The sequence below is a fragment of the Lactobacillus ultunensis DSM 16047 genome (genome assembly GCF_001436305.1).
Classification (GTDB): domain Bacteria; phylum Bacillota; class Bacilli; order Lactobacillales; family Lactobacillaceae; genus Lactobacillus; species Lactobacillus ultunensis.
The window spans coordinates 1-22,552 of sequence record NZ_AZFO01000031.1; the positions used below are offsets into that span (position 1 = coordinate 1).

Below are 22,552 nucleotides of genomic sequence, written 5' to 3' on the forward strand. Positions count from 1 at the left end.
CTACTTGACAGGGAATGTATCAAATCCGACGTTTTCTTTAACAAAGTTATTCTATTTTTATTTTGAAATTTCCTTAAGTCCTTCACGACGACGTCCCATGTTAAACCATGGTGAAACGGTAAAGGCTAATACATCGTTAACGACGTAAATCAAAGAATTGATTGCCATAGCTAAGTTGGCATCCCCCTGCGCATAAGTTACGCCCCAAAGGATTAATTGAAAAATACCACTAGCTGTCCACCAGAAGTATTGGTTGTTGTAACGCATGAAGCACATAATTCCGGCAGTAAGTGAAATAGCAAAACTAATCGCATCGATCCAAGGACGAGGATCATTAGTAAATTTACCAATTAAGAAGCCTGAAACTACGTAGACTAATAAAGTACCTAAAATAGCAATGATCCATTCTTTTGAGCCAAATTTTCTCAAATGGTTCTTAGTATCATCATTCCAAGATCTTATAGCAAAGATAACTGGTAAATCTAAAGTAGCAATATATGCAATTTGTTCAAAGATGGAAAGATAATTCTTTGCTGACCATCCAGCATAAATAAAGCAAGCTGCTGAAATCAATCCTAGCCATCCATTAATTGCTTTAGTTGCGTTAATTGCCAATACACAAAGCGTACCTAAAAGCGTACCGATAAACGTAATCATAGTTACGCTTGTTACCTTGCCTTGAATAAGCAAAGCCAATTGAAAACCAAATGCGAAAAACCATAAACAATAGTTTTGTACTGGCCATCCCTTTAATTGATTAAACAACCAAACAAAATAATTCTCGTGTTTTCTCTCCATCTATAAAAAACTCCTTTTTATTTTTAGGTTCACAAATACAATATATTGTGCCTTATCCGCTTTTCCTCTCAAAAAGCATCGTTATCTAGTATAGTAGACTGACATATAAATACAAGAATTGACATTTTTTAGTTTTGCGTTAATAGCATAGATTTTTTATTCAAATTTTTTAATTTTTTCTAAATGCTAAAAATTTTCATTTCTCTGGGGTGACACTATGTCATATAATATATATTGTCAAAAGATAATATATATTTAACTAACTCTATTACGGAGGGTACACAAATGTTTAAGACAAGAAGAACGCAATTTGCTATTAGAAAATTAGCTAAGGGCGCTGCAGCAGTCTTACTTAGTTTCGGAATCCTAGCCGGATCAAGTGCACCTCTTGTTTCAGCAGCAACTAGCGAAATTCAATCAGAAATGACAACTGAAACGCAAACTGAAGTAGCTGAAACTGCCCCTGCAGAAAACGAAACTACTCCACAACAAGAAACTACGATTGCTGAATCAACTCAAGGTGAGCGAATTACAGAAAATACCACTGAAACTTCACAAGAAGTTGCTCAACCAGAAAATGATTCAACTCAAAAAACTACTAAGCCAGAAGTTTCGACTACAGAAAAGGAAAACACTCAGGTAACTACTCCAGAGATAACTCCTGAAACTGAAAAAGTTGAGAGTGGTCAAACTGAGATTGATGACAAAGTAGAATCTAATAAGACAGAAAATACTGAGGAAACTGTAGATAAAACAGACAATAATAAGACTGAAAACTCTGATACTGATAAAAAAGAGAAACCTAACATTAGTCAAATGACTAAGGAAGAATTAGCCAACTACATTAAAGAAGTTGCTGATAAACATCCTTTAGGTATTGCTGGTATTTTCCATATTTTTGGTAATGAAGTAGATGGTCAAGTACACATTGCTGGTAACATTGCTGGAGATAAAGTTGCAGCTGGCGACTTTGGTACAAACAAAGATGCAAACAGCAACTTAACTACCGGTGATATCCACTACATCGGCAGTATCGATCACTTCAACAAGATTAACGGCGATAATAAGGTGGTCATCTTTGGCCCAGACATTGAATACAGATCATATGAAAACGGTGGTGCTATTCAAGTTAACTTCGGCACTACTGACAAGCCTGACTGGAGAAAAGTTGATATTCCATTCGGACATATTGTTAAAGCTGAACAAAAACTTGATATTCAGGGCGAACTTGATAAATTAAGCGATAAGTCTGACACTTGGGCTAGTCAAACCCAAACTGAAGGCATTAAAGCTGATTTTACAGATCATAACAATAGCTGGATCGATGTTTCAGAAGCTATTAAAAATGCAGGCGATAGCAAAGAACCTATCTATGTGAATATCGATGCTGCTCACCTTTCAGGTGGTAATAAGCGCAACATTACTATCAAAGGCATCCCTGCAGGTGCTGACGCTCCAGTCATTATCTTAAATGTAACTAATATTCAAGGTGGCGACCTAACTGTTCAAACACATCTAGTATTGGAATACAATGATCAAACCAGTGCCAATGGATCTTCTGAAAAACATGATCAATTTAATAAATTGTTATGGAACTTTGGTACAGATTTAAATTCATTAACAGTTTCTGGTGATTACCATCTTGGTAGTATTTTAGCTACAAACGCTCATATTACTACTAATGTGAATGTAGATGGCAACATCATTGGTAATAAAGTTACGATCAAGGGCGAATCACATCGTTGGGACTTAGTTTCACCAGATTTTGTAGAAGTTGAAAAGCCAAAACCTGAAGATCCTAAACCGGAACCAAATCCTACTCCAGACCCTGATCCTACTCCGGACCCTAATCCTGATCCAAACCCTGATCCAGACCCTGATCCTACTCCGGACCCTGATCCCGATCCAGACCCTGATCCTGATCCAGAACCTACACCAAATCCAGAACCTAAGCCTGAAGAACCAACTACACCCGAAACACCATCCGATGAAGAATTTGTTCCTCCTCTTGCTGAAGAAGAACCTGAATCTCCAGAATCTTCCGAAGAAACTCCTACCGAAGAAGACTTCGTACGTCCTCTCCCAGAAGACGTAAAGGATAAGATCACCGATACTAAGAAAGAAACCGTCACTCCTCTTCCAGAATCAGTAGTGAAAACAACTCACGAAAAGGTTGAAGCAGAAAGAGTAACTCCAAAAGCAACATCAGTAGTTACTTCAACCGAAAAGGAAGTTGCTTTACCTGAAACGGGAGAAAAGAAAAACAATTTGCTCACAATGGGTATCGTGATGACTGGCTTAGCTACTGCAATCGCTACCCTTGGAATTGTTACTAAGAAAAAAGAAAACTAAAGAAACGAGGTAATATTATGGAGATTAACTACTATGATGCAGAAGGCAATAAGATTGGATCACATTTTTCACATCTACTAAAAGATACAGTGAACCTCGAAGACCAACTCATTAGAAAAGTTATTGATTCCAATATTCCTCATGACTATGAAATATTCTCCAATTTTACTTATCCTACAGGCATCACTCGTAAGAATATGCCCCAGGAAATAATGGTTGCTGTTAAAGCTATTAATTATTAAAGTAATCAAAAACGGCTCAAATTAAATTGAGCCGTTTTTACTTTGCATTTTTTCATTTAATGTTGTGATGCACCAGTTGAAGTATCTGGTTTTTCTTCAGTCTTCTTTTCTTCTTTAACTTGCGCTTTCTTAGTTGAAGCACCACTCACAGCATCTGGATCTGAGTTTCTACGATAAGTTGCACCAGTTGTTGCATCATCATCAACTACTAGTTTTTGACCAGTAGTTTCACAGAAGTACTTAACTAATGGATACAAATCTTGAACCCATTCATAAATACCAGCATAGTTGCCCTCATCATCCTCAACGCGTTTATAGTAGTGTAAAATCAACTTCTTTAAATTGCCATTAGGTACTGGCATATAAACGTCATCGTGACCATCTTGTTTAGTACGTAAAGCATGCACAACCTTTTTAGCGTTAGGAATTACGTCACGGACATCTGGGTGAATTGTCTTCATTGTGTCACCAACTTGTTCTGGCGTACGTTTAGCAAGCATTTTATGATTTGGATCAGTTGGACGATTGTACCACAAGAATTGGTTGTTATTATCAACAAAAGTCATTTCGCCAATTGTGTTTCTCAACATCCAATTAATTTGATTAACAGTAAGCAAACCAGAGTCAAGCTTGACATAGTCATCGCCTTCAGCCGCATGAACCTTCTTAGCTGCCTTGTCTAACCAATCAGGATCATTCTTATCAATGCCCTCAACTGTATACTTGGACTTACCCTTTGCATCAAAGTCTTCTTTTAAGTATTCGTCTTTATTCATATCTTTAAGCCATTTAGGTTCAGCCATAATTTTCTCCTCCTTAAAAAGTTCTCTTTTCAAGAAAATTATATATTGTAAGCAATTACAATTCAATGCATTTTATATAATTTGTAAAATATTATATATTGAATATTTATATAATATATTGCATAAAAATAAGCAGTCAATTGACTGCTTATTTTTACATCTTGGTTTCTACTGTATGTTTATCTAAATGAATAATCACATCAAACATTGCCTTTTCTTCTGGCGAAATCTTATGCGCTACTTCAATCACAGCCACATTAGGATTCTTTAACAAAGTCTTATGAATATCTAATGATAATTGTGGATCCAGCGCACTTGTTGCTTCATCTGCTAAAAGAATTGGTCGGCCAGACAAAAGCGCACGTGCAATTTCCACTCTTTGAATTTGCCCTCCAGAAAGTTCACTACCATTTTCTCCAACTTGCTTATCCAATCCTTGGTCTTTAACCAATTCATCTAAGCCGGCTTCATGGATAACTTTCTTGAGTTTTTCATCACTTACTTGACGCCCTAACGTAATGTTAAAACGTAGCGTGTCATCAAACATAAATGGCTTTTGATTAACATAAGAAAAGTAATTATGAGCTGCATCCCACTTTCCAGTCACATTCTTACCATTTAATAAAATTTCACCATCTTTAGGCTTCTTTAAACCTAAAAGCAACCGCAATAACGTCGTTTTACCCCAACCACTTGGAGCCATCAATAGCACTTTTTGTCCCGGTTTAACCTGTAAGCTTACGCCATCAAAAATCTCCTTATGATCTGAATTGGTAACGTATGATAAGCCCTTGACTTCCATGCCCTCAAAGTGGTCAATCTTTTGCTTATCATCTTTCATAACATGATCTAAAGCAACTTGCGTCTTCGTCCACATTGGAACAGTCGACTTCACCTGATTAAACTCATTAAAGAGCGTTACAACAGGCGTGATAAAGTTCATCGCTAAGTCGACCATCATTACCAAAGTACCAACTTTTAAATTACCCTGCATCATCATAATTCCACCAATAGTACATGGCACAATGAAACAGAACAATTCCGCTGCCGAATAGATTAACTCCAATGCCCAAGCTTGAGTTAATGTCATATTCCGTAAAGCATTTTCCATATTTTGGGCAGCTTTAGCAGCACGCGTTACAATGTTAGTTCTAACGTTATACAGCTTAGTTGCCTGCGCACCGTTTAATGAATCGGAAACATTTTGGGTATAATTAGCATTCGTCTTTGCCCAAATCTCGGACTTCTTAGTAATAATCGGACTAGTAATCATCTGCACCAAGGCTGGCGCAATTGTAGCGATCAAGAAAACAATCGTCATTTGCCATGAACTATAAAAGGCAAAACTAATTGCACCTAAGAAAGATAGCCCTTGAAAAATCATATCCAGCTGAGCCGTAATTCGATTAGTTTCAATCTGCTTCAAATCATTAGTCATCAAGGACAAACCACTTTTTACATCAGGTTCGCCTTGATCAACCAAATAACGCAGGTTGGCTCTCTTCAAGGTCATATTCACATCACGAATAATCCCCATCTTAACCGTCTCATAAACAAAGTTGCTGCCCATGAAGCACATTTGACCTAAAGCAGTTAAAATTGCCAATCTAATTAAGTGCATGTAGTCATGAGAACCAGAAGAAGCAACGTTCAACATAATCTGAATCATGTAGGCCACAAACACAATGTTGCAGGCCTTAATTGCTGCTAAAATGGTAAAGCTAATAAGCTGGCTTTTCTTAGCATATTTAAGACTCATAAAAACTCCTTTTTTACTTACTTACAAAACATTATACCCGCTTCCTTGTCTTTTTCTCAAACTGATACGATAATTAAAGTAATACTTACTATTTTTAATAAGAACAGAAAGGATTTTTTAATGAAAACTGGTACTAAAATCATCACTTTAGACAACGGCTATCACCTTTGGACCAACACCCAAGGGGAAGGCGACATCCATTTATTAGCACTTCACGGCGGCCCTGGCGGCAACCATGAATATTGGGAAGACACTGCTGAGCAATTAAAGAAGCAAGGTCTTGACGTTCAAGTTACTATGTACGATCAATTAGGTTCTCTTTACTCAGACCAACCTGATTATTCTGATCCTGAAATTGCTAAGAAGTATTTGACTTATGAATACTTCTTAGATGAAGTTGACGAAGTACGTGAAAAACTTGGCTTAGACAACTTCTACTTGATTGGTCAAAGTTGGGGCGGTCTTTTAGTACAAGAATACGCTGTTAAATATGGTCAACACTTGAAGGGTGCTATTATTTCTTCAATGGTTGATGAAATTGATGAATACGTTGCTTCAGTTAACAGAAGACGTCAAGAAGTTCTTCCACAAACTGAAATTGACTTCATGCATGAATGCGAAAAGAACAATGATTACGATAATCAACGCTACCAAGATGATGTTCAAATCTTAAACATCAACTTCGTTGACCGTAAACAACCTTCTAAGCTTTACCACTTAAAGGATATTGGTGGTACTGCCGTTTACCATGCATTCCAAGGTGACAACGAATTTGTTATCACTGGTAAGTTAAAGGACTGGCATTTCAGAGATCAATTGCATAAGATCAAGTGCCCAACTTTGCTTACTTTTGGTGAAAACGAAACTATGCCAATTTCTACAGCTAAAATCATGCAAAAGAAGATTCCTAACTCACGTCTGGTAACTACTCCAGATGGTGGTCACCACCACATGGTTGATAACCCTGCTGTTTACTACAAGCACTTAGCTGACTTCATTCGTGAAGTTGAAAACGGCACTTTCAAAGGTGAATAGAATTAACTAGAACATCGCTATTACGCGATGTTTTTCATTTCTTAAGAAACACGTAAGTGTGTGACAATATGTCATCTTTTCATATACACCACTCTTTTATCCGCGTATAATTAATATCATAAGTTAGAAAATGATATTGATGTAAATGTATAGGAGTTCTGTGTATGTTTGATAAGAATAAAATGATTAAATTAACAAGTGGCTTGGCTTTAGCTGGAGCTTTATTAATAGGAACTGCAGCTTGCAGCAACAATGATGACAACTCAAGCGCACGTTCATCCAAAGTCTCTAAATCTAAAAAAGCCACTAAAAAGGCTGTTAAACAAAATGAGACTAAGCTAAAGAAAACTAAAATTGATGTTAGCCAGGCTACGGCATTAAACAAGTTCAATGAACGCTATCCCGACAAAAAGATCAAAAGTATTGATTTGAAACTGGAAAACAATGCTTATGTCTACGAAATCGATGGCTTTGACAACAAGAATGAATACTCTGCCACAATTGATGCAGACAACGGCAAGATTTTACATTCCAAATCAGAAAAGCTGGACTTAGATGATCATCTACAAAAAGCGCTTGACCTTGATAAGGCAATCAGTCGTGACGAAGCAAGCAAAATTGCCGAAAAACACGCTGATGGCGTAAGCAATGAATGGTCGCTTGAACAAGATGACGACGATAATACAGCTTACTGGGAAGTTAAAGTTAACAACGGTACCAAGTCTACTGAAGTAAAGATTGACGCTTATAGTAAAAAAGTCGTCTCAACTGAAAACGATGACTAATACCAACCAAAATAAAAAGACGAGCCAAAAGCTCGTCTTTTTTGCTATCTCGATAATTTCTTCAACAATAACCAGTCAGTCTGCGGATCACTACCCACTTGGAAAGTATGTTGACTAACTCTTCTGAAGTCATGACGCTTATAAAAGTGCTGGGCATTGACATTCTTTTCATAAACACCCAACCACATATAATCCTTGCCTTCTTTTTTAGCAGTCTCTTCCGCATAATCAAGTAGCACATTGCCTAACCCCTTATGTTGAAAACTAGGAAGCAAGTAAATCCTTTCAACTTCAAGAGCGTTTTCTTTTAAATGCTCTGTTTGTGCATCCCCAACATTAATCTTCAAATAACCAGCGACTTCATCATCAACCATTAGGAAGAAGAAGCGACTATCAGGATTATTAATTTCTCTAATCATCTTGCTAGTTTCATAGTCCTCTGCTAAAAAGCGCTTCATATCATCTGGAGCTGTATAAGGATCAAAGGTCACCTTAAAAGTTTCACGTGAAACTTCTTGTAATTTCTTTACATCATCAATAGTAATAGCCTTAATTGTATAATCCATTACTATTTCCTCTTTCCGCCATTTTTTACAAAACGCCAATTTTCACTAGCATTTTCTTCAACAACTCTTAACAGTTCAGCTAAATTTTGGCGCTGTTTATCATCTAACCCTTTTAAAACTAGTTGATTTGAATAAGTATTTTCTTTTTCAATCCTTTCAGCTAATTTTTCTCCAACAGCTGTTACAAACAAATGCTTAATCTTCTTATTTCGTCCATCGTTTTCTTTTCTAATTAAGCCATTCTGTTCCAATTTCTTAATACTGCGGGCTGTCGTCGTTCGATCTACGTTAAGCATTCCAGCCAAGTGATCCGAAATGATTCCGGGATTCTCATTAATTCGAGCTAAATATAAATACTGTCCTCGATTCAACTGAATATCTTTAAATTCAATATTGGCAATCGAATCTAATGCCCGTGCAATCGTACCAATTTGTCGCAAAATATCTTCTTTCATTTTTTTCACCTTAAAAATATTATATTCATTATTGTTGTAAATGCAACAATAATATTAAAAAATAAAGAAGTTTGCTTTGCGCAAACTTCTTATTTGGCTATTTTACATAGGCATACTTGTATGACCACTGGGTCCCAGCAGTATTATGAATTACACCGTGAACACGTGGCTTTTGCAAATATGAAGTTGTTTGTTGATAAATTGGCGTAATTGCCTGATCTCCATTGACAATTTTGGCTGCAGATACTAAATCATTCCATCGCGTAACCGGATCATTAGCATCTTGGTTAGCAGCCTTTTTCACTAAATTATCGTACTTACTACTTGACCACTTGCCATAATTATAAGAAGTCCCAGTCAATGGAATTTGCATAAAGGTCATTGGATCATTAAAATCGCCACCCCAATGGGATAAGTAAATATCAAAATTACCTTCGCGTGCACGACTGTCGGATGATTTTTCGGGAATATTAGTAATGTTGATCTTAATACCTTTCAATTCCTTGGTCCATTGCGATTGTAAGTATTGCGTTAATTGATCGCTATCTGCTTCATCATTTGAAGCCAAAATATCAAAGGTTAAATTCTTTTCACCAATTTCGTTCAAACCTTTTTGCCAGTACTTCTTAGCTAAGGTTGGATTGTAATCAACAGTATTTTTAACTGCCTGCTCTTTAGCAAAATCAACATTTGTCTTAGGATTCTTAGCTAAATCAGTAGCAACAAATCCTGTAGGCAAAGTTGATCCATTGCCCAGCACCTTCCTAGTAACGCTATTACGGTCAATTGCTAGAGACAAAGCTAAACGAATATTCTTATTGTTCAATGCTTTACGGTTAACCGCATTCTTATCTTTAAAATTATAGAGCAAGAATCTAACTAATGAATATGGATACTGCGTGAAATCTTTATTGCTCTTTAAATTCTTTACTTGTTCACTGGAAAGTGGCGTCAAATCCAACTTACCTTGCTGATACATCTGATAGCCAGTATTATTGGATTTCACAACTTGGTAATTAATCTTATCTAATTTAACAACTTTTTTATCCCAGTAATTATTATTTTTTACAAAAGACCAAGTATCATTTGTACCGTTCCAACCCTTAATTTTAAATGGTCCGGAATAGACCTGATATTGCGCCTTCGTTGCATACTTTTTGCCATATTTGTTAACTACTTTTTTGTTTTGCGGTCCAAACAATGGATAAGCCATCAAAACTTTGAAATATGCAATTGGTTTATTTAGTTTAACTACCACAGTATTTTTATTAGGAGCCGAAATCCCTACAGCACTTGGATTCATCTTGCCTTTCGCAATAGCATCCGCATTTTTTACACCACTAAATAAATAAGAATATGGGGATGCAGTCTTAGGATTTAGACTTCTACGCCAAGAATAGACAAAATCTTGTGCTGTAATTGGATCACCATTGGACCATTTAGCTTTTCTCAATTTGAAGGTCCACGTTTTACCATTTTTAGATACAGTGCCTGTCTTTGCTAATCCTGCTACCGGCTTGCCATTCTTGCCCAATCGATAAAAACTTTCAAAGACATTGCCAGTTTGACCAAAACCAGTCGACTTACTGATATCAATTGTATCTAGCGGAGCTGTAGTGCTTAAGTTCAAAGTCTTGTCTTCAGCTGCCGAATTTTTATTATTGCCGCAGGCTGCCAAGATTAATCCTACTGATATTGTGACAATTCCTGCTAATACTCCCTTTAATTTCGACATGTTCTTTTTCCTTTCTTTGCAACAAAAAATGGGATGTACTCCATGCGGAATACATCCCAATTAAGAACCACAACTTTTTAACTAGTTAATCAGTAATAGTCTTAAGATGAATACACACGAGAGCACGACAAATAGATGCTGTTTTGACAACAACATTCGCAGTATTGACATTGCATTTGACGTGCTAACATGTGATTCATCTCCTTCTTACTTTTGATAAGCCTATCTTAACTGGTAAGTTTACAGATGTCAACAATTTATTTTGGCAAAAACCTTTTTTCATGTTTTAATTATGAAAATAAAGGAGGAAACTTTTATGCAAACAATCGGCATTATTTTAACTTTTATCGTAGCTATTGAGCACATTGGGATCTGCTTTTTAGAAATCTTTGGTAGTCCAGAAATGCAGGCTAAGGCCTTTGATATTTTGTTAAGCAAAAGGCTGCACATATTTCAATGGCTAATCAAGGTATTTACAACGGCATGCTTGGACTTTTAATGATTCTTGCCTTTTTCATTTTCAAAGCACCGGTTCTTTATACTGTTTGGGAGCTTCTTTTAGGCTTGATTGTTGTAGTCGCTATTTTTGGTGGCTTCACTGCTACTAAGAAGATTTTCGTAGTACAGCTTTTACCTGCATTATTAGCACTTATTTTGCTATCTCTTTAAGAAATTACAGGAGTGAAACAAAAGCAATAAGAATTGCTTAAGCAAAGTATTAACAGTACGTCACCTCTAAATTTATAGTTTATAATGATATAACGAAACAAAACATAACTATCAAAGAGGTGGAAAATGAGAAAATTTTTGACTGTCATCTGTAGCATTTGCGTTGGAATTGCTATCGGTATTTTTGCGACACAGCTCTATGCGTCTAGTCACACACCACGCCCGAGCAACGTAACTGTACGAGTTGGTGATTTTTTAAATAGAACACAAACCGTCAGCTATTCTAGTGATAAATTACCTCCGATTCGAGTAAATCAAAGTACTGCTATCAAAAAATTCAAATCTTTATATTCTAGTGCGGTAATCAAATCTATCACTTTAACTTTAGACAATAATATCTACGTCTATAACATTGTCGGCTATGATGAACGTAAAGATTGTATGATTCAGGTTGATGCCACCAATAACAAAATTATTGGTCAATCTACCCAAGTACTCGATTACGATTACGAAAAAGAAACTTCACTTAATCTAAATAAAACAATTTCTCGTCAAGAAGCTACTGCAGTCGCATTAAAAGAGATTCCCAACGCTACTCCAATTTCTTGGGAATTACTAGATGATAATGACTTGCCTATTTGGAAAATCAATTTGGTAAAAGATGGTCAAAAACATGAAGTAAAGATTAATGCGCAAAATAAAGAAATTATATAACAAAAGAGGACTACAAAACTTTGTAGTCCTCTTTTGCTTAATCTTCGTATTTTATCTAGGTTGACTATCAGCACGTGACTTGTAATCACCATTTTCAGTACCAATAATCAACTTTTCACCTTCCTTGATGAAGTCAGGTACTTGAACAACTAAACCAGTTTCCATAGTTGCCGGCTTACCACCACCTGCAACTGTGGCACCTTTGATTTCAGGTTGAGTTTCCTTAACTGTCATTTCAACAGTTGAAGGCAATTCAATACCGATAATCTTATTGTCATCAGTAAAGTCCATATCTACTTGGATATTAGGCATTAAGAATTTAACATCATCACCCAATTGTTTAGCTGAAACTTCATATTGATCGTAAGTTTCAGTATCCATAAAGGTGTAAAGGTCACCTTCGTTATATAAGTATTGAGCAGTCTTCTTAGTTACTTCAACTAAGTCAACCTTTTCAGTTGGACGCATAGTCTTGTGAACAACAGCACCACTCTTTACGTCACGCAAGTCCATTTGCATAACAGTGTTGCCCTTGCCTGGCTTGTGGTGGTTAGCCTTTAAAACTTTGATCAGCTTGCCATCTTGACTAAAAATCATACCCTTTTTTAAATTAATTGCTTGTACCATATTTGCTTTCTCCTTTAAAAATCTTCCTTTTTCTTGCCTGTTTTACTTAACACGCTGGGGGCAAAGCAAATTTTTTAATTAGTAATAAATAAATCGTATTCATAATATTAAGTATACCAAATTAGATATGTCTGAGGTAAATCCGATCAATCAAATGACCATCGGTCTTATGCAAAATCAAGCTAGCTCGCTCCTTAGTAGGTGCAATGTATTCGCGCAAATTAACCAAGTTAACCATTTGCCAAGTTTCCTCAGCTAGTTTCAAGGCATCATCTAGTGGTCCATTAGCCAACTTGTAATAAAAATTATCTGGTTTATTCTTGTTTAATTTCAGTACCTTCTTGAAGCGCTGCATGTACCATTTTTCAATCAAATCTTCTTGGGCATCAATGTAAATTGAAAAGTCAAAGAAATCGCTAGTTACTACTTGCCCACTTTCAGGCAGCTGTAAAGTATTAATTCCTTCAATAATCAACACATCAGGATTCTTAACATGACCATACTTACCAGGTACGATATCGCTCAATTCCTGCGAATACAGTGGATAAACAATATCTTCCTTTCCGCTCAATACATCACGCAAAAAATCACTAAGCAAAGTCATGTTATAGCTTTCAGGGAAGCCCTTGCGGGGCATGAGATCGCGCCGCTCCAATTCTTCATTAGGATAGATAAAACCATCCGTAGTCATTAAGTGTACTTTTAATTCTGGGTACGTTCTTTTCAGAAGCAATTGCAAAAGCCGAGCAGTCGTTGACTTACCCACTGCTACAGAACCAGAAATTCCAATAATAAACGGTGCTGGTTTAAATGATTTATGTAAAAATTCGATCTGCTCCTTTTGTGCAGTCTTCTTTTGCTGATAAACTAGGTGTAAATAGCTAATCAAGCTGGTATAAATTTCGTGAACATCGGTTAAGTCGACCACATCTCCCAAAGACTTGATCTTAGCTAATTCTTCTTTAGTAATATTTACTTTATTCTTAGGCGCAAGTTTTGCCCATTCATTTCTATCAAAGCTTGTATAATTTCGCATATCCATATTCCTTCTAACTTACTTATTATAACTGAAAGGACAAGAGTATGAAAAAAATAATTTTATTTGGCGATTCAATTTTTAATGGTTTTCGCAACGGTCAAGACACGAATTTGGTCACTAATCTTTTTCAAACAAAGCTAAAAAATTATGCACAGGTGGAAAACATCTCTAAAAGTGGGGCTACTACCGTTGAAGGCGTCGACTTTTTAAAACAAATTCCAGTAAATACTGATCTTGTGGTCGTAGAATACGGCAATAATGATGCAGCTACCGCTTGGGGCATTAGTCCTGAAAATTATGAGCAGAATCTCACTAAAATCCTTGATACTGTAGGTAAGAGCATTGTCATTGGTCTATGTTACCCTGATCCTACTAACAATGAGATCAATCAATTCTATGGTGATAAACGCTTAGATTTGTATAACAATATCGCTCAAAAAGCAGCTAAAAGACACAATGCTCCTTTTGTGGATATTTTATCGCCAATGCGTCAACTAAAACACATATCGACATATTACCAAGCCGATGGCCAACATCTGACTGACAAAGGCAATGAATTTTTAGTTAATCAAATAGTACCAATAATCAAAAAAGAACTTGATTAATTCAAGTCCTTCTTCATCATCACGTGTTGCACGCCACCTTCATCAAATGGCTTACCCACAACCTGATAGCCTAAGTTATCATAAAATGGCTGAACTCGTATTTGTGCATGACAGTATAACGACGTTGCATCTTTTTCTTGCAAATACTTATGCACAGCTTCTAACATCTGGCTACCCAGATGCATCCCCCGTGCTTTCTTTGACACCGCCACACGGCCAAGCATCCATTTGCCATCTTCTTGAAAAATACGACAGGTAGCTAAACCGTTAGTTTGATCCTCATTTAAACGGTATACCTCTACTGCATTCAAATCCTGATCATCTAATTCTGGCAACGTAATTTTTTGTTCAACCACGAAAGTTTCCTCACGCAATCTTTCAGCACAAAAAAGTTCACGACCACTCATTTCATCAATCTTTTTAAAAACGAAATCGTTAATCTGCTTCATTTTTACTTTCCTAAATAATTGCTATCTTGACCAAACCATTTTTCATTCAAACGACGTAGTCCACCATTTTTTTGCAAACGAACTAAACCGGCATTAACCTTTTTACGCAAAGTCTTGTCACCCTTACGCATTCCCACAGCAAAAAAGTCCATCGGTACGTCATCGTTTTGAATAACCTGATAATCTTTGCTCTTTGTCATGTGAGCAATGTAATAGTTGGCATAAACTTCATCTAGCAAAATACCTTGAATTCGGCCAGCATTCAAGTCCAGGAATGAATTAGAGATCGTGTCATAGAGCACGGTCTTTTTTGCATGCAAAACTTTTTGTTTAGTTTCATACCATTGTTCTGCCGTCGAACCCGTCTGCATCCCCAACTCATATTTGTGCATCTGGTTAAAAGAGTTAATGCCACTATTCTTTTTCACAACTAGTACCTGTCGGTTGCGCAAATAAGGTCTGCTAAATGCTACCTTCTTTTTACGTTCTGGCGTAATGCTATAACCATTCCAGAGCAAATCAATCGTACCGTTACGCAGCTCCGTTACGTTCATCGACCAATCAATCGTTTGAAAACTAACCCGAATGCCATATTGTTTAAACACGGCTTTAGCTAAATCAATATCATAGCCTGTCAGTTGGCCATTTTTCTTTTCAAAACCCATCGGTACGAAACTATCGTCCAGACCAATAACTACCTGCTTCTTCCGTGCAATTTTATTCCAGGTATCCTGTGTATTGGATCTCTGTTGCACGCTTTCACAACCAGTCAAAAAGAGAGCAAAGAAGCTAATCAAAGCAAAAATCCACTTTTTCTTCATAGTTATGCCTCACTTAACGGCTCTACTTTTAACATCTGATCAGCCACATTCTCTGCAAAGTGCAAATCGTGCGTAATGATCAGCTGGGTTAAACCTGACTGCTTCAAGTTCAAAATCATCTTTTCAACTTCTTTACGCAAGTTAGGATCCAATGCACTAGTTGGTTCATCATAACACAGAATCCGAGGCTTCATAGCTAAAGCACGCGCAATTGCTACTCTCTGCTTTTGACCACCAGATAACTCATAAGGATACTGCTGTTCGCGACCCTTCATCTGCAGACGAAGCAATAAATTTTTAGCATTCTTTTCCGCCTCTTCTTTTGATTCCTTTAAAACCAAGGTAGGTGCTAACGTAATATTTTGCAAAACGTTCAAGTTAGGGAAAAGGTTGTATTCTTGAAAGACAACGCCCACTTTACCAGAGTCAAAAGGCTTGCCATCGATCAAAATTTCGCCACTATCTTTTGTTTCAAGTCCTGCAATAATTCGCAATAATGTAGTCTTCCCCGCACCAGATGGACCAACAATGGTCATGATCTCGCCATCTTTTAAGGTAAAAGAAATATCTTTCAAGATAGGACGATTGTTAAATTCTTTGCATAAATTTTTTACTTCTAACATTTTATCCACCTACCTACTTGTAATAAGAAAAGTGACCTTCAAGTTTCTTCAAAATAAAGGCACATACACTAATTAAAATTAGATAAATCACACCGACTAATACAAGTGGTACTAACGTAACATCACGAGCCATCGCAACGTTACCGGCTCTAAGCAAATCACCCAAGCCAATTACATATACCAAAGATGAATCCTTAACCAAATTGATCACTTCGTTGCCAATTGATGGCAAAACGATTTTGATTACCTGGGGAATAATAATCTTAGTCATTGTTTGCCAACGATTAAGTCGCAATACTTTAGCTGCTTCAAATTGTCCTTCGTCAATTGATTGAAAACCGCCCCGAAAAATTTCCGCAAAATAAGCAGCATAATTCAATACAAAGGCAAATAAAGCAGCTTGATAACGTGGAAAGACAATATGGACGATAGGCAAACCATAGAAAACAAAAATCAACTGCAGCAAAAGTGGCGTCCCTCTCATAATCCAAACATAAAAATTAACTACCCACTTTAATGGTTTAATCTTGCTCATTTCTCCTAATGACACCAAAATTCCTAATGGCGTTGCCAAGATTAACGTCCAGAAAAAGATGCTCAGCGTCATCCCTGCTCCACTCAACAAGGCTGGCAAAATTTCTTCAATATACTTTAACGACATATTCTCACCCATTTCCTAACAAAAAAGCCCTCCTAGGACTAGCCTAAGAGGACGATTATCTCGTGTTTCCACCTCATGTTCACATCTGCTCACGCAAAAATGCCTCACTAGGTTGATTATTATTCTAAAAAAGAAAAAGCCCTCAATAGCCAACTGGCTACGAGGGCGAATGAAATCGCGGTTCCACCTCATGTTCACAAACTGCTCACACAGTCTGCCTCAATAAGTTTAATAATCAACCTTTAGCTATAACGGGCTAAACCCGGGTTCTTCTACTCAGTTCAAAGAATCAACTCACAGATGTGACTTCATATCAGCGCATGTTTCATTTCCACCATCAGAAACTCTCTATTATTACGACAGATATTACTGCTTCTGTTCTAAGTTGTTTTTAATGTTGCTTTAAATCTTAAATGATCCATCAGCTTTTGTCAATTATTTCATCTATTTTTCTTCGTAAGTATTCTTATCTACGTCCAATAGTGGGCTCTTTTCACCAGTATAAATCACGTCTAGCTTATACATTGCACGTGAAGTAATCGTATAAACCAGTTGAGTTTCGTCGATTCGATGATAATTTTCTTTAGATGCGCCCCACATGACAACTGCATCGAATTCCAAACCTTTAGCTAAATAGGATGGTATTACTAAAGTGCCCTTTACCAATCTCTGGTTAGCTGTAGCAATCAAAGTTGCCTTTTCACCCTTTTCGATCAGTTGTTGATGAACAAATTTAGCACTAGCCAAATCCTTGGTGATAATTGCAGTAGTCAATTTATGGGACTTATTATCTTGTAAAACATTAACTAATACATCAACTGCTTCATCATCGTTTTTTCTGCCCCAAACTCCTGGCTTAGGCCCCTTTCTGTTAAAGGCTTCAATCTTTTCACCTTGCCGCAAAATCTGTTTGGTGAAGTTGGTTAACTCCTTAGTTGAACGATACGACTTGGTTAATTGCACAACATCAGTCTTTTCAGGATCAAACAAACCGGAAATCTGCTTAAGTAAACTCCGACTTTCATCCTTAGTGAAAATAGCCTGATTCAAATCACCTAATATCGTAAACTTAGCCTGTGGGAAATTGTACTTCAAGTAAGCTAATTGAAATGGAGTATAATCCTGAATTTCATCAATAAAGGCATAGCGCATTTCATAATCAGTCCGGCGACCTGTAATCAGATCATAGAGGTAAAGATATGCGGAAACATCGCTCATTGCAATATGATGTTCCTTAAAGTTGTTCTTCACATCTTCAATGTGCTTCATCCATTCGTCTTCATCGATATCCCATTTGCTTAAATCGATCATTTTAGGAACTGCACGCAAGAAGCTCAAATATTGGGCACGCATGTTGAGAAAGTGATTGTGCAAGATGCGTTTATGAGCGCCTTTCAAAGCGACGAGGACAATTTTTCTGCCTAAAAAGGCCTCTTCTTTAGCTTCAGACTCGAATTCCTGATCAGGTCGATCATATAAATCGTTTAATTCTTGTTGACTCATCCCTTCAATGGTACGAGCAACCCAAGCCTTTTTAGTCTCTGGCGTAATCTTGCGGTTAAGCATCTTAATTAATTCTTCACGCGTAGCCTCAATTCGGTTGGTTAAGTTGTAGTTTTGGTTGAAAGAATAGTAAACTTCTTTAATTTTTTCCTTGTCAAAATAAGGCTTCTTTTTATCACGGAAGTAAATATTCTTAAAAATTACGCCACGTTGGTTCAAATGCTTGGCATAACGAGTCAATAAGTTAAAGAAGTTCACCGAATCCTTGAACTTGCTAATGCTTGTATCAGCCGTTTGATCTTCAAATTGTTTAAAGAGGTTTTCGACTTGCATCCCTGGCAGACGACGAGCCACAAACTGCCAGTAAGTCATCTGCACCATATTTTGTTCACCCATTTCAGGCAAAACATTTTCAATGTAATCATTAAATAATTGGTTAGGACTAAACATAATTACATCGCTAGAAGTCAAATTACCCCGGTAGCGGTAGAGCAAGAAAGCAATTCTTTGCAAAATTGCACTAGTTTTTCCAGAACCAGCTGCCCCTTGAACAAAGAGTAAATCCGCACTGGTATTTCTAATAATCTTGTTCTGTTCTCGCTGAATCGTAGTAACGATCGACTTCATCTGCGTACTCGATTTTTCTGACAAAACTTCCAATAACATCTGGTCACCAATTGATTCATTGGTATCAAACATATTGATAATCTTGCCATCTTTAATCATAAATTGGCGTTTCTTAGTCATGTCGACGGTAATTTCACCCTCTGGTGAATTGTAAGAAACTTTACCTAATTTTCCATCATAATAAATTGAAGAAATAGGTGCACGCCAATCATAGATTAAGAAATGATCATTCTTATCAGCGAAAGATCCTAAGCCAATGTAAATTGTCTCTGGCTTCTTTTCACCTTGCTCCTTAAAGTCAATGCGGGCAAAGTATGGTCGCTTCTCCAAGCGTTCTACCGTATTTAATTGCTTAGCTGAATGCTGCCAAGCATGTTCGCGTTCACTCAATAATTGCTGTTGTTGGTGGATTGACAGTGCTGTTTCCATTGAAGTGGAATAACCATCATAATCCAATTTAACATCGTCAAAAAAGTGTGAATTAAGCTCTCTTGCTTCGCCTTCTGCTGATTTAATTGATTGCTTTAAAGATTTTTCTCGGCCCTTGATTTGCTTCATTACATTATCAAGGTGCTTTTGTTCAAATTCTTTTTCGTTATTTTCAGTTTTGGCTGTAGCCATTTAATCACCTTTTCTCTAAAAACTCGCATTCTATTTTATCATGAATAGCGCTTTCATAATAGCTTTCACGCTCATAGCAAAAAGATAAGCAAAAATAGATGAAAACTTAAGCTTTAAAGATTATAATTTTGACATTGGAGTTGAGAAAACGATGAGACCATTTTTTAGATTCATTCGCAATATTTTATTGCTTGCTCTTCTCGCTTTTGGTCTTTGGACTTATAAGAACAATCCGAATGTCCAAATAGCCACACAAGATTCGCTAGCTACATTAAGCTACCGTATCAATCAATTGTTAACTACGGGAACGGCAACCGCACCTAAAAATTCGGAAATTAAAACAGATACTGATAAAACTGAAAATGATAATTCTGCCGATACGCGCGTCTGGTCCAAACCTGAAGCTACTGTTTATGTAGATATTAAAAATAATGTTCAATTAAGATCAGCTGCTATCGATGCAATGAATGCTTGGAACAGAACTGGAGCTTTTACTTTCCAACAAATAAATAATAAAAAGAATGCACAAATTGTTATCACTACCGTTGACGACAGTGACACAAATGCTGCCGGTGAAACAGCAACTACGTATAATCCTTCAACAGGACATTTGTTAAAAGCCAACGTGCATCTAAATCGTTATTATTTGCAAAACGAATGGTATGGCTACAGCAACAACCGTATTGTAAACACGGCAGAACATGAATTAGGTCATGCTATTGGTTTAACCCATACTAAATCCGTCTCAGTAATGTATCCTAAAGGTTCGATTTATACGATCCAGCCACAGGATATCAAGAATGTCAGAAGGATCTATCACGAAAAATAACTTTAATTACCCACCTTTTTTACATTAAAATAAAGGTGAGTTTTTTGTTGAGGAGAAAAAATATGAAAAGAATTTACGTTGTTCGCCACGGTCAAACTTATATTAACCGCTACAATAAAATGCAAGGTTGGTGCGATACGCCACTTACTGAACCCGGTATCGAAGGAGCTGAACAAGCTGGTGAAGCATTAAAAGATGTGCCTTTTGATATTGCTTTATCCAGTGACTTGAAGAGAGCTAGCGATACCTGTGAAATCATTATGAAACATAATGTCAACAAGGATGAATTGCAGCATTTGGCTAGTCCATTCTTCAGAGAACAATTTTATGGTTACTTCGAAGGAATGGATTCTGAGATGGCTTGGCGCATGATCGGTGGTGTACATGGTTACGCTACTCGTCAAGAAATGTTTAAACAGGAAAAAATCGATACCATTAAAGATTGGATTAAGGAAGCAGATCCATATCATCAAGCTGAAAATGCGCAAGCTGAAAATGCGGAAGAATACTGGGCTCGCCTTGATAAAGGATTTAAATTGATTAGCGAACTCGATGGTGCGGAAAATATTCTGCTTGTAACGCACGGCTTCACTATTCGCAGTCTATGGTCTCGTTATGGTGACAATATTCCTTTGGTACCAGGTCCTAAAAATGCTTCAATCACAATTATGACCATGAATAATAAAGGTGAAATCAAGATTCCTAGCTGGAATAAGATGCATTTGTAAGAATTGCTTATTCCTTTAAAATCTTATAATATCTAATGAGTAATTAGCTCATAGTCAATCTGATATTTTATCTAGGACATAAGGATGAGAAGACACCATAAAAACCAGTTTTATAACAAAAGAGCCTGTCTTTATAAACCGAATCAAAATGATTCGGTTCTTTTCTTTCTAAAATAAAGGCTCTATAATTTTTCCTGTTGATGACTTAGCTGTTAACAGGTTTTTTATTGCATTAAAGAAGGAGGACATAATCCTCGCTAATAAAACATACTAATTTAGTGTTGGATTGTGAATCGACGGATTCATGATCCGGCACTTTTTATTCTGTCTAGAATAGAGAGTGAAGATAAAGCAATAAAGTCTACGCTTATTTTGACACTTGATGTCGTACAAAAAACGGGCTGCTTTACCGCCTATTTATAAGTCTCTTCGAAGTCTGTGGGCACTAGATGCCGAGTTTAGAAAATGAGGATTGAATAATTTGATAAAGCTATTTATCTTCACCTGGAGGTTAGAATCATGAAGCAAAATATTATCTTTGGCATTGATGTTAGCAGTAAATCTTCTACAATTTGCGTGGTAATTGACCGCATGAAGCAACAGGGATTTATTCATTAAGCTTACAAGCTTTTTTGGAAGACTATCACATTAAGTATTTAAAACTTAATCCTTTGAGGCTAAGAAGCTGAGGCACCACAAAACCGATAAGGTCGATGCTTATCGGTTAGCCTTAATTCAGTTTAATGCACCGCAGAAGCTGCGGCAGTTACAGCCTAAAGAGTATCATGAGCTTCAAAATGCTAGTCGCTACTATGAGGAACTTATTAAAGCTTTAATCACCAATAAAAATCAGCTGCATCGCAATCTACAATCCACTTTTCCTCAAATAGAAAGTCTACTTTCGCATCCAGCTGGCAGAATTTACTGGACGATTGCCAGCTTGTTTCCGCATGCTCAATATGTCCTAAACCATAATGAAAACCAAGTCTTTTAAAGTCTGCTGGCTATCTCAGGCATCGGTAGACAAAGAGCACGTTATTTAACATCTAGACTCTATGCCTTGGCTCGACAAGCTTATCCGTATGATAGTGAAAACAGTATTATTGTCCGTGCTATTCAAAGAAATATCGCTAATTTACTGTCTTTAAGCAGCGAGCGCGATCAGGTTATTGACTACATGGAAAAACTAGCTAAACAAGTTAATGCCCATGCATTGACTATTTACCTAAGCATTTGGGATTGCTAGTACTACAGCTGTTAGATTGATCGCTGAGATGGGCGATTTGAGGCGCTTTGACACTTCAGCACAAATTGATGCTTTCGTGGGTATTGATCCAGGGCGTTATCAATTAGGTGAAAAAGATAGTCGCTTGGGCATTACTAAGCATGGCAATCATTTAGCCAGAAAGATCCTCTATCGAACAATTGGCCAAATGGAAGAAGTAAAGGCTACTCAGCCCTGCCATATCACTGATTATTATGATAAGAAAAAACGATCTTCAAATA

The 22,552-nt window shown here is 36.9% G+C and carries 21 protein-coding genes, 2 pseudogenes and 1 other annotated feature; of the genes and pseudogenes, 10 read left to right on the top strand and 13 right to left on the bottom strand.

Annotation, left to right across the window (positions count from 1 at the left end; genetic code table 11):
* Positions 1-57: 57 nt before the first annotated feature.
* Entirely contained in the window at positions 58-798 is a 741-nt protein-coding gene (gene pnuC / locus FC57_RS08405) for a nicotinamide riboside transporter PnuC (protein WP_007126170.1), read from the bottom strand.
* A 285-nt stretch (positions 799-1,083) separates the two neighbouring features.
* Here pnuC and FC57_RS11155 point away from each other — a divergent pair, with 285 nt between their 5' ends.
* Together FC57_RS11155 and FC57_RS08420 are read left to right on the top strand one after the other, a co-directional pair.
* Complete coding sequence (locus tag FC57_RS11155; RefSeq protein ID WP_007126169.1) at positions 1,084-3,150, top strand: collagen-binding domain-containing protein; 2,067 nt, start codon at positions 1,084-1,086, stop codon at positions 3,148-3,150.
* A gap of 17 nt (positions 3,151-3,167) precedes the next feature.
* The gene (locus FC57_RS08420; RefSeq protein WP_007126168.1) at positions 3,168-3,392 is read left to right on the top strand and encodes a hypothetical protein; all 225 of its coding nucleotides are present in this window, start codon (positions 3,168-3,170) and stop codon (positions 3,390-3,392) included.
* Between the two features lie 56 nt (positions 3,393-3,448).
* On the opposite strand, the gene FC57_RS08425 is transcribed toward FC57_RS08420, so the two are convergent.
* A complete protein-coding gene (locus FC57_RS08425; RefSeq protein ID WP_040529596.1) occupies positions 3,449-4,195 on the bottom strand; it encodes a PAS domain-containing protein in 747 nt (248 codons plus the stop codon).
* A gap of 154 nt (positions 4,196-4,349) precedes the next feature.
* Positions 4,350-5,954: an ATP-binding cassette domain-containing protein gene (locus FC57_RS08430; protein ID WP_007126166.1), complete on the bottom strand. Its 1,605-nt coding sequence runs from the start codon at positions 5,952-5,954 to the stop codon at positions 4,350-4,352.
* 120 nt (positions 5,955-6,074) lie between these two features.
* On the opposite strand from FC57_RS08430, the gene FC57_RS08435 reads away from it, so the two are divergent.
* Positions 6,075-6,989 (top strand): prolyl aminopeptidase, encoded by a 915-nt coding sequence (locus FC57_RS08435; RefSeq protein ID WP_040529594.1) that lies wholly within the window; start codon positions 6,075-6,077, stop codon positions 6,987-6,989.
* A 164-nt stretch (positions 6,990-7,153) separates the two neighbouring features.
* Positions 7,154-7,774 carry a PepSY domain-containing protein gene (locus tag FC57_RS08440; protein WP_007126164.1) on the top strand — a complete coding sequence of 207 codons (621 nt, stop codon included), beginning with the start codon at positions 7,154-7,156 and terminating at the stop codon, positions 7,772-7,774.
* Positions 7,775-7,818: 44 nt separating this feature from the next.
* Here FC57_RS08440 and FC57_RS08445 read toward each other — a convergent pair whose 3' ends face one another.
* The 3 genes from FC57_RS08445 to FC57_RS08455 form a co-directional block, all read right to left on the bottom strand.
* Complete coding sequence (locus FC57_RS08445) at positions 7,819-8,340, bottom strand: GNAT family N-acetyltransferase (protein WP_007126163.1); 522 nt, start codon at positions 8,338-8,340, stop codon at positions 7,819-7,821.
* 2 nt (positions 8,341-8,342) lie between these two features.
* Positions 8,343-8,795 (bottom strand): MarR family winged helix-turn-helix transcriptional regulator, encoded by a 453-nt coding sequence (locus FC57_RS08450; RefSeq protein WP_007126162.1) that lies wholly within the window; start codon positions 8,793-8,795, stop codon positions 8,343-8,345.
* Between the two features lie 97 nt (positions 8,796-8,892).
* Positions 8,893-10,530 (bottom strand): peptide ABC transporter substrate-binding protein, encoded by a 1,638-nt coding sequence (locus tag FC57_RS08455; RefSeq protein WP_007126161.1) that lies wholly within the window; start codon positions 10,528-10,530, stop codon positions 8,893-8,895.
* Between the two features lie 316 nt (positions 10,531-10,846).
* Between FC57_RS08455 and FC57_RS08460 the strand changes: the two are divergent.
* Both FC57_RS08460 and FC57_RS08465 read left to right on the top strand, forming a co-directional pair.
* A pseudogene (locus tag FC57_RS08460) lies at positions 10,847-11,199 on the top strand (DUF1304 domain-containing protein).
* A gap of 126 nt (positions 11,200-11,325) precedes the next feature.
* Positions 11,326-11,913, top strand: coding sequence for a PepSY domain-containing protein (locus tag FC57_RS08465; RefSeq protein WP_007126158.1), 588 nt, complete (start codon positions 11,326-11,328; stop codon positions 11,911-11,913).
* 51 nt (positions 11,914-11,964) lie between these two features.
* Here FC57_RS08465 and efp read toward each other — a convergent pair whose 3' ends face one another.
* Both efp and coaA read right to left on the bottom strand, forming a co-directional pair.
* Entirely contained in the window at positions 11,965-12,540 is a 576-nt protein-coding gene (efp, locus tag FC57_RS08470) for an elongation factor P (protein ID WP_007126157.1), read from the bottom strand.
* Between the two features lie 121 nt (positions 12,541-12,661).
* Positions 12,662-13,576: a type I pantothenate kinase gene (gene coaA / locus FC57_RS08475; RefSeq protein WP_040529592.1), complete on the bottom strand. Its 915-nt coding sequence runs from the start codon at positions 13,574-13,576 to the stop codon at positions 12,662-12,664.
* Between the two features lie 47 nt (positions 13,577-13,623).
* Between coaA and FC57_RS08480 the strand changes: the two genes are divergently transcribed.
* Positions 13,624-14,184, top strand: coding sequence for an SGNH/GDSL hydrolase family protein (locus FC57_RS08480; protein WP_007126155.1), 561 nt, complete (start codon positions 13,624-13,626; stop codon positions 14,182-14,184).
* Here the strand turns inward: FC57_RS08480 and FC57_RS08485 are convergent.
* The 5 genes from FC57_RS08485 to helD all read right to left on the bottom strand — a co-directional run bounded on the left by FC57_RS08485 (position 14,181) and on the right by helD (position 19,489).
* Positions 14,181-14,633 (bottom strand): GNAT family N-acetyltransferase, encoded by a 453-nt coding sequence (locus FC57_RS08485; protein ID WP_007126154.1) that lies wholly within the window; start codon positions 14,631-14,633, stop codon positions 14,181-14,183. The two genes, FC57_RS08480 and FC57_RS08485, sit on opposite strands and share 4 nt — an antisense overlap.
* Before the next feature lie 2 nt (positions 14,634-14,635).
* Positions 14,636-15,454 carry an amino acid ABC transporter substrate-binding protein gene (locus FC57_RS08490; RefSeq protein ID WP_056990023.1) on the bottom strand — a complete coding sequence of 273 codons (819 nt, stop codon included), beginning with the start codon at positions 15,452-15,454 and terminating at the stop codon, positions 14,636-14,638.
* A gap of 2 nt (positions 15,455-15,456) precedes the next feature.
* Positions 15,457-16,077 (bottom strand): amino acid ABC transporter ATP-binding protein, encoded by a 621-nt coding sequence (locus FC57_RS08495; RefSeq protein WP_040530220.1) that lies wholly within the window; start codon positions 16,075-16,077, stop codon positions 15,457-15,459.
* 13 nt (positions 16,078-16,090) lie between these two features.
* Positions 16,091-16,738 (bottom strand): amino acid ABC transporter permease, encoded by a 648-nt coding sequence (locus tag FC57_RS08500; protein ID WP_056990025.1) that lies wholly within the window; start codon positions 16,736-16,738, stop codon positions 16,091-16,093.
* A gap of 158 nt (positions 16,739-16,896) precedes the next feature.
* Positions 16,897-17,130, bottom strand: a binding site (T-box leader).
* A gap of 52 nt (positions 17,131-17,182) precedes the next feature.
* Complete coding sequence (gene helD / locus FC57_RS08505; protein WP_056990024.1) at positions 17,183-19,489, bottom strand: RNA polymerase recycling motor HelD; 2,307 nt, start codon at positions 19,487-19,489, stop codon at positions 17,183-17,185.
* A 151-nt stretch (positions 19,490-19,640) separates the two neighbouring features.
* Between helD and FC57_RS08510 the strand changes: the two genes are divergently transcribed.
* From FC57_RS08510 to FC57_RS08520, 3 genes and pseudogenes are all read left to right on the top strand, one after another.
* Positions 19,641-20,318 carry a M57 family metalloprotease gene (locus tag FC57_RS08510; protein WP_007126151.1) on the top strand — a complete coding sequence of 226 codons (678 nt, stop codon included), beginning with the start codon at positions 19,641-19,643 and terminating at the stop codon, positions 20,316-20,318.
* A gap of 62 nt (positions 20,319-20,380) precedes the next feature.
* Positions 20,381-21,046: a histidine phosphatase family protein gene (locus tag FC57_RS08515; RefSeq protein WP_007126150.1), complete on the top strand. Its 666-nt coding sequence runs from the start codon at positions 20,381-20,383 to the stop codon at positions 21,044-21,046.
* Positions 21,047-21,562: 516 nt separating this feature from the next.
* Positions 21,563-22,552, top strand: a pseudogene (locus tag FC57_RS08520) (IS110 family transposase); the annotation flags it as partial.

Excerpts from the sequence above, each read along its gene's own strand:
- pnuC (WP_007126170.1), bottom strand. The coding sequence starts at position 798 with ATGGAGAGAAAACACGAGAATTATTTTGTTTGGTTGTTTAATCAATTA.
- FC57_RS11155 (WP_007126169.1), top strand. The coding sequence starts at position 1,084 with ATGTTTAAGACAAGAAGAACGCAATTTGCTATTAGAAAATTAGCTAAG.
- FC57_RS08420 (WP_007126168.1), top strand. The coding sequence starts at position 3,168 with ATGGAGATTAACTACTATGATGCAGAAGGCAATAAGATTGGATCACAT.
- FC57_RS08425 (WP_040529596.1), bottom strand. The coding sequence starts at position 4,195 with ATGGCTGAACCTAAATGGCTTAAAGATATGAATAAAGACGAATACTTA.
- FC57_RS08430 (WP_007126166.1), bottom strand. The coding sequence starts at position 5,954 with ATGAGTCTTAAATATGCTAAGAAAAGCCAGCTTATTAGCTTTACCATT.
- FC57_RS08435 (WP_040529594.1), top strand. The coding sequence starts at position 6,075 with ATGAAAACTGGTACTAAAATCATCACTTTAGACAACGGCTATCACCTT.
- FC57_RS08440 (WP_007126164.1), top strand. The coding sequence starts at position 7,154 with ATGTTTGATAAGAATAAAATGATTAAATTAACAAGTGGCTTGGCTTTA.
- FC57_RS08445 (WP_007126163.1), bottom strand. The coding sequence starts at position 8,340 with ATGGATTATACAATTAAGGCTATTACTATTGATGATGTAAAGAAATTA.
- FC57_RS08450 (WP_007126162.1), bottom strand. The coding sequence starts at position 8,795 with ATGAAAGAAGATATTTTGCGACAAATTGGTACGATTGCACGGGCATTA.
- FC57_RS08455 (WP_007126161.1), bottom strand. The coding sequence starts at position 10,530 with ATGTCGAAATTAAAGGGAGTATTAGCAGGAATTGTCACAATATCAGTA.
- FC57_RS08465 (WP_007126158.1), top strand. The coding sequence starts at position 11,326 with ATGAGAAAATTTTTGACTGTCATCTGTAGCATTTGCGTTGGAATTGCT.
- efp (WP_007126157.1), bottom strand. The coding sequence starts at position 12,540 with ATGGTACAAGCAATTAATTTAAAAAAGGGTATGATTTTTAGTCAAGAT.
- coaA (WP_040529592.1), bottom strand. The coding sequence starts at position 13,576 with ATGCGAAATTATACAAGCTTTGATAGAAATGAATGGGCAAAACTTGCG.
- FC57_RS08480 (WP_007126155.1), top strand. The coding sequence starts at position 13,624 with ATGAAAAAAATAATTTTATTTGGCGATTCAATTTTTAATGGTTTTCGC.
- FC57_RS08485 (WP_007126154.1), bottom strand. The coding sequence starts at position 14,633 with ATGAAGCAGATTAACGATTTCGTTTTTAAAAAGATTGATGAAATGAGT.
- FC57_RS08490 (WP_056990023.1), bottom strand. The coding sequence starts at position 15,454 with ATGAAGAAAAAGTGGATTTTTGCTTTGATTAGCTTCTTTGCTCTCTTT.
- FC57_RS08495 (WP_040530220.1), bottom strand. The coding sequence starts at position 16,077 with ATGTTAGAAGTAAAAAATTTATGCAAAGAATTTAACAATCGTCCTATC.
- FC57_RS08500 (WP_056990025.1), bottom strand. The coding sequence starts at position 16,738 with ATGTCGTTAAAGTATATTGAAGAAATTTTGCCAGCCTTGTTGAGTGGA.
- helD (WP_056990024.1), bottom strand. The coding sequence starts at position 19,489 with ATGGCTACAGCCAAAACTGAAAATAACGAAAAAGAATTTGAACAAAAG.
- FC57_RS08510 (WP_007126151.1), top strand. The coding sequence starts at position 19,641 with ATGAGACCATTTTTTAGATTCATTCGCAATATTTTATTGCTTGCTCTT.
- FC57_RS08515 (WP_007126150.1), top strand. The coding sequence starts at position 20,381 with ATGAAAAGAATTTACGTTGTTCGCCACGGTCAAACTTATATTAACCGC.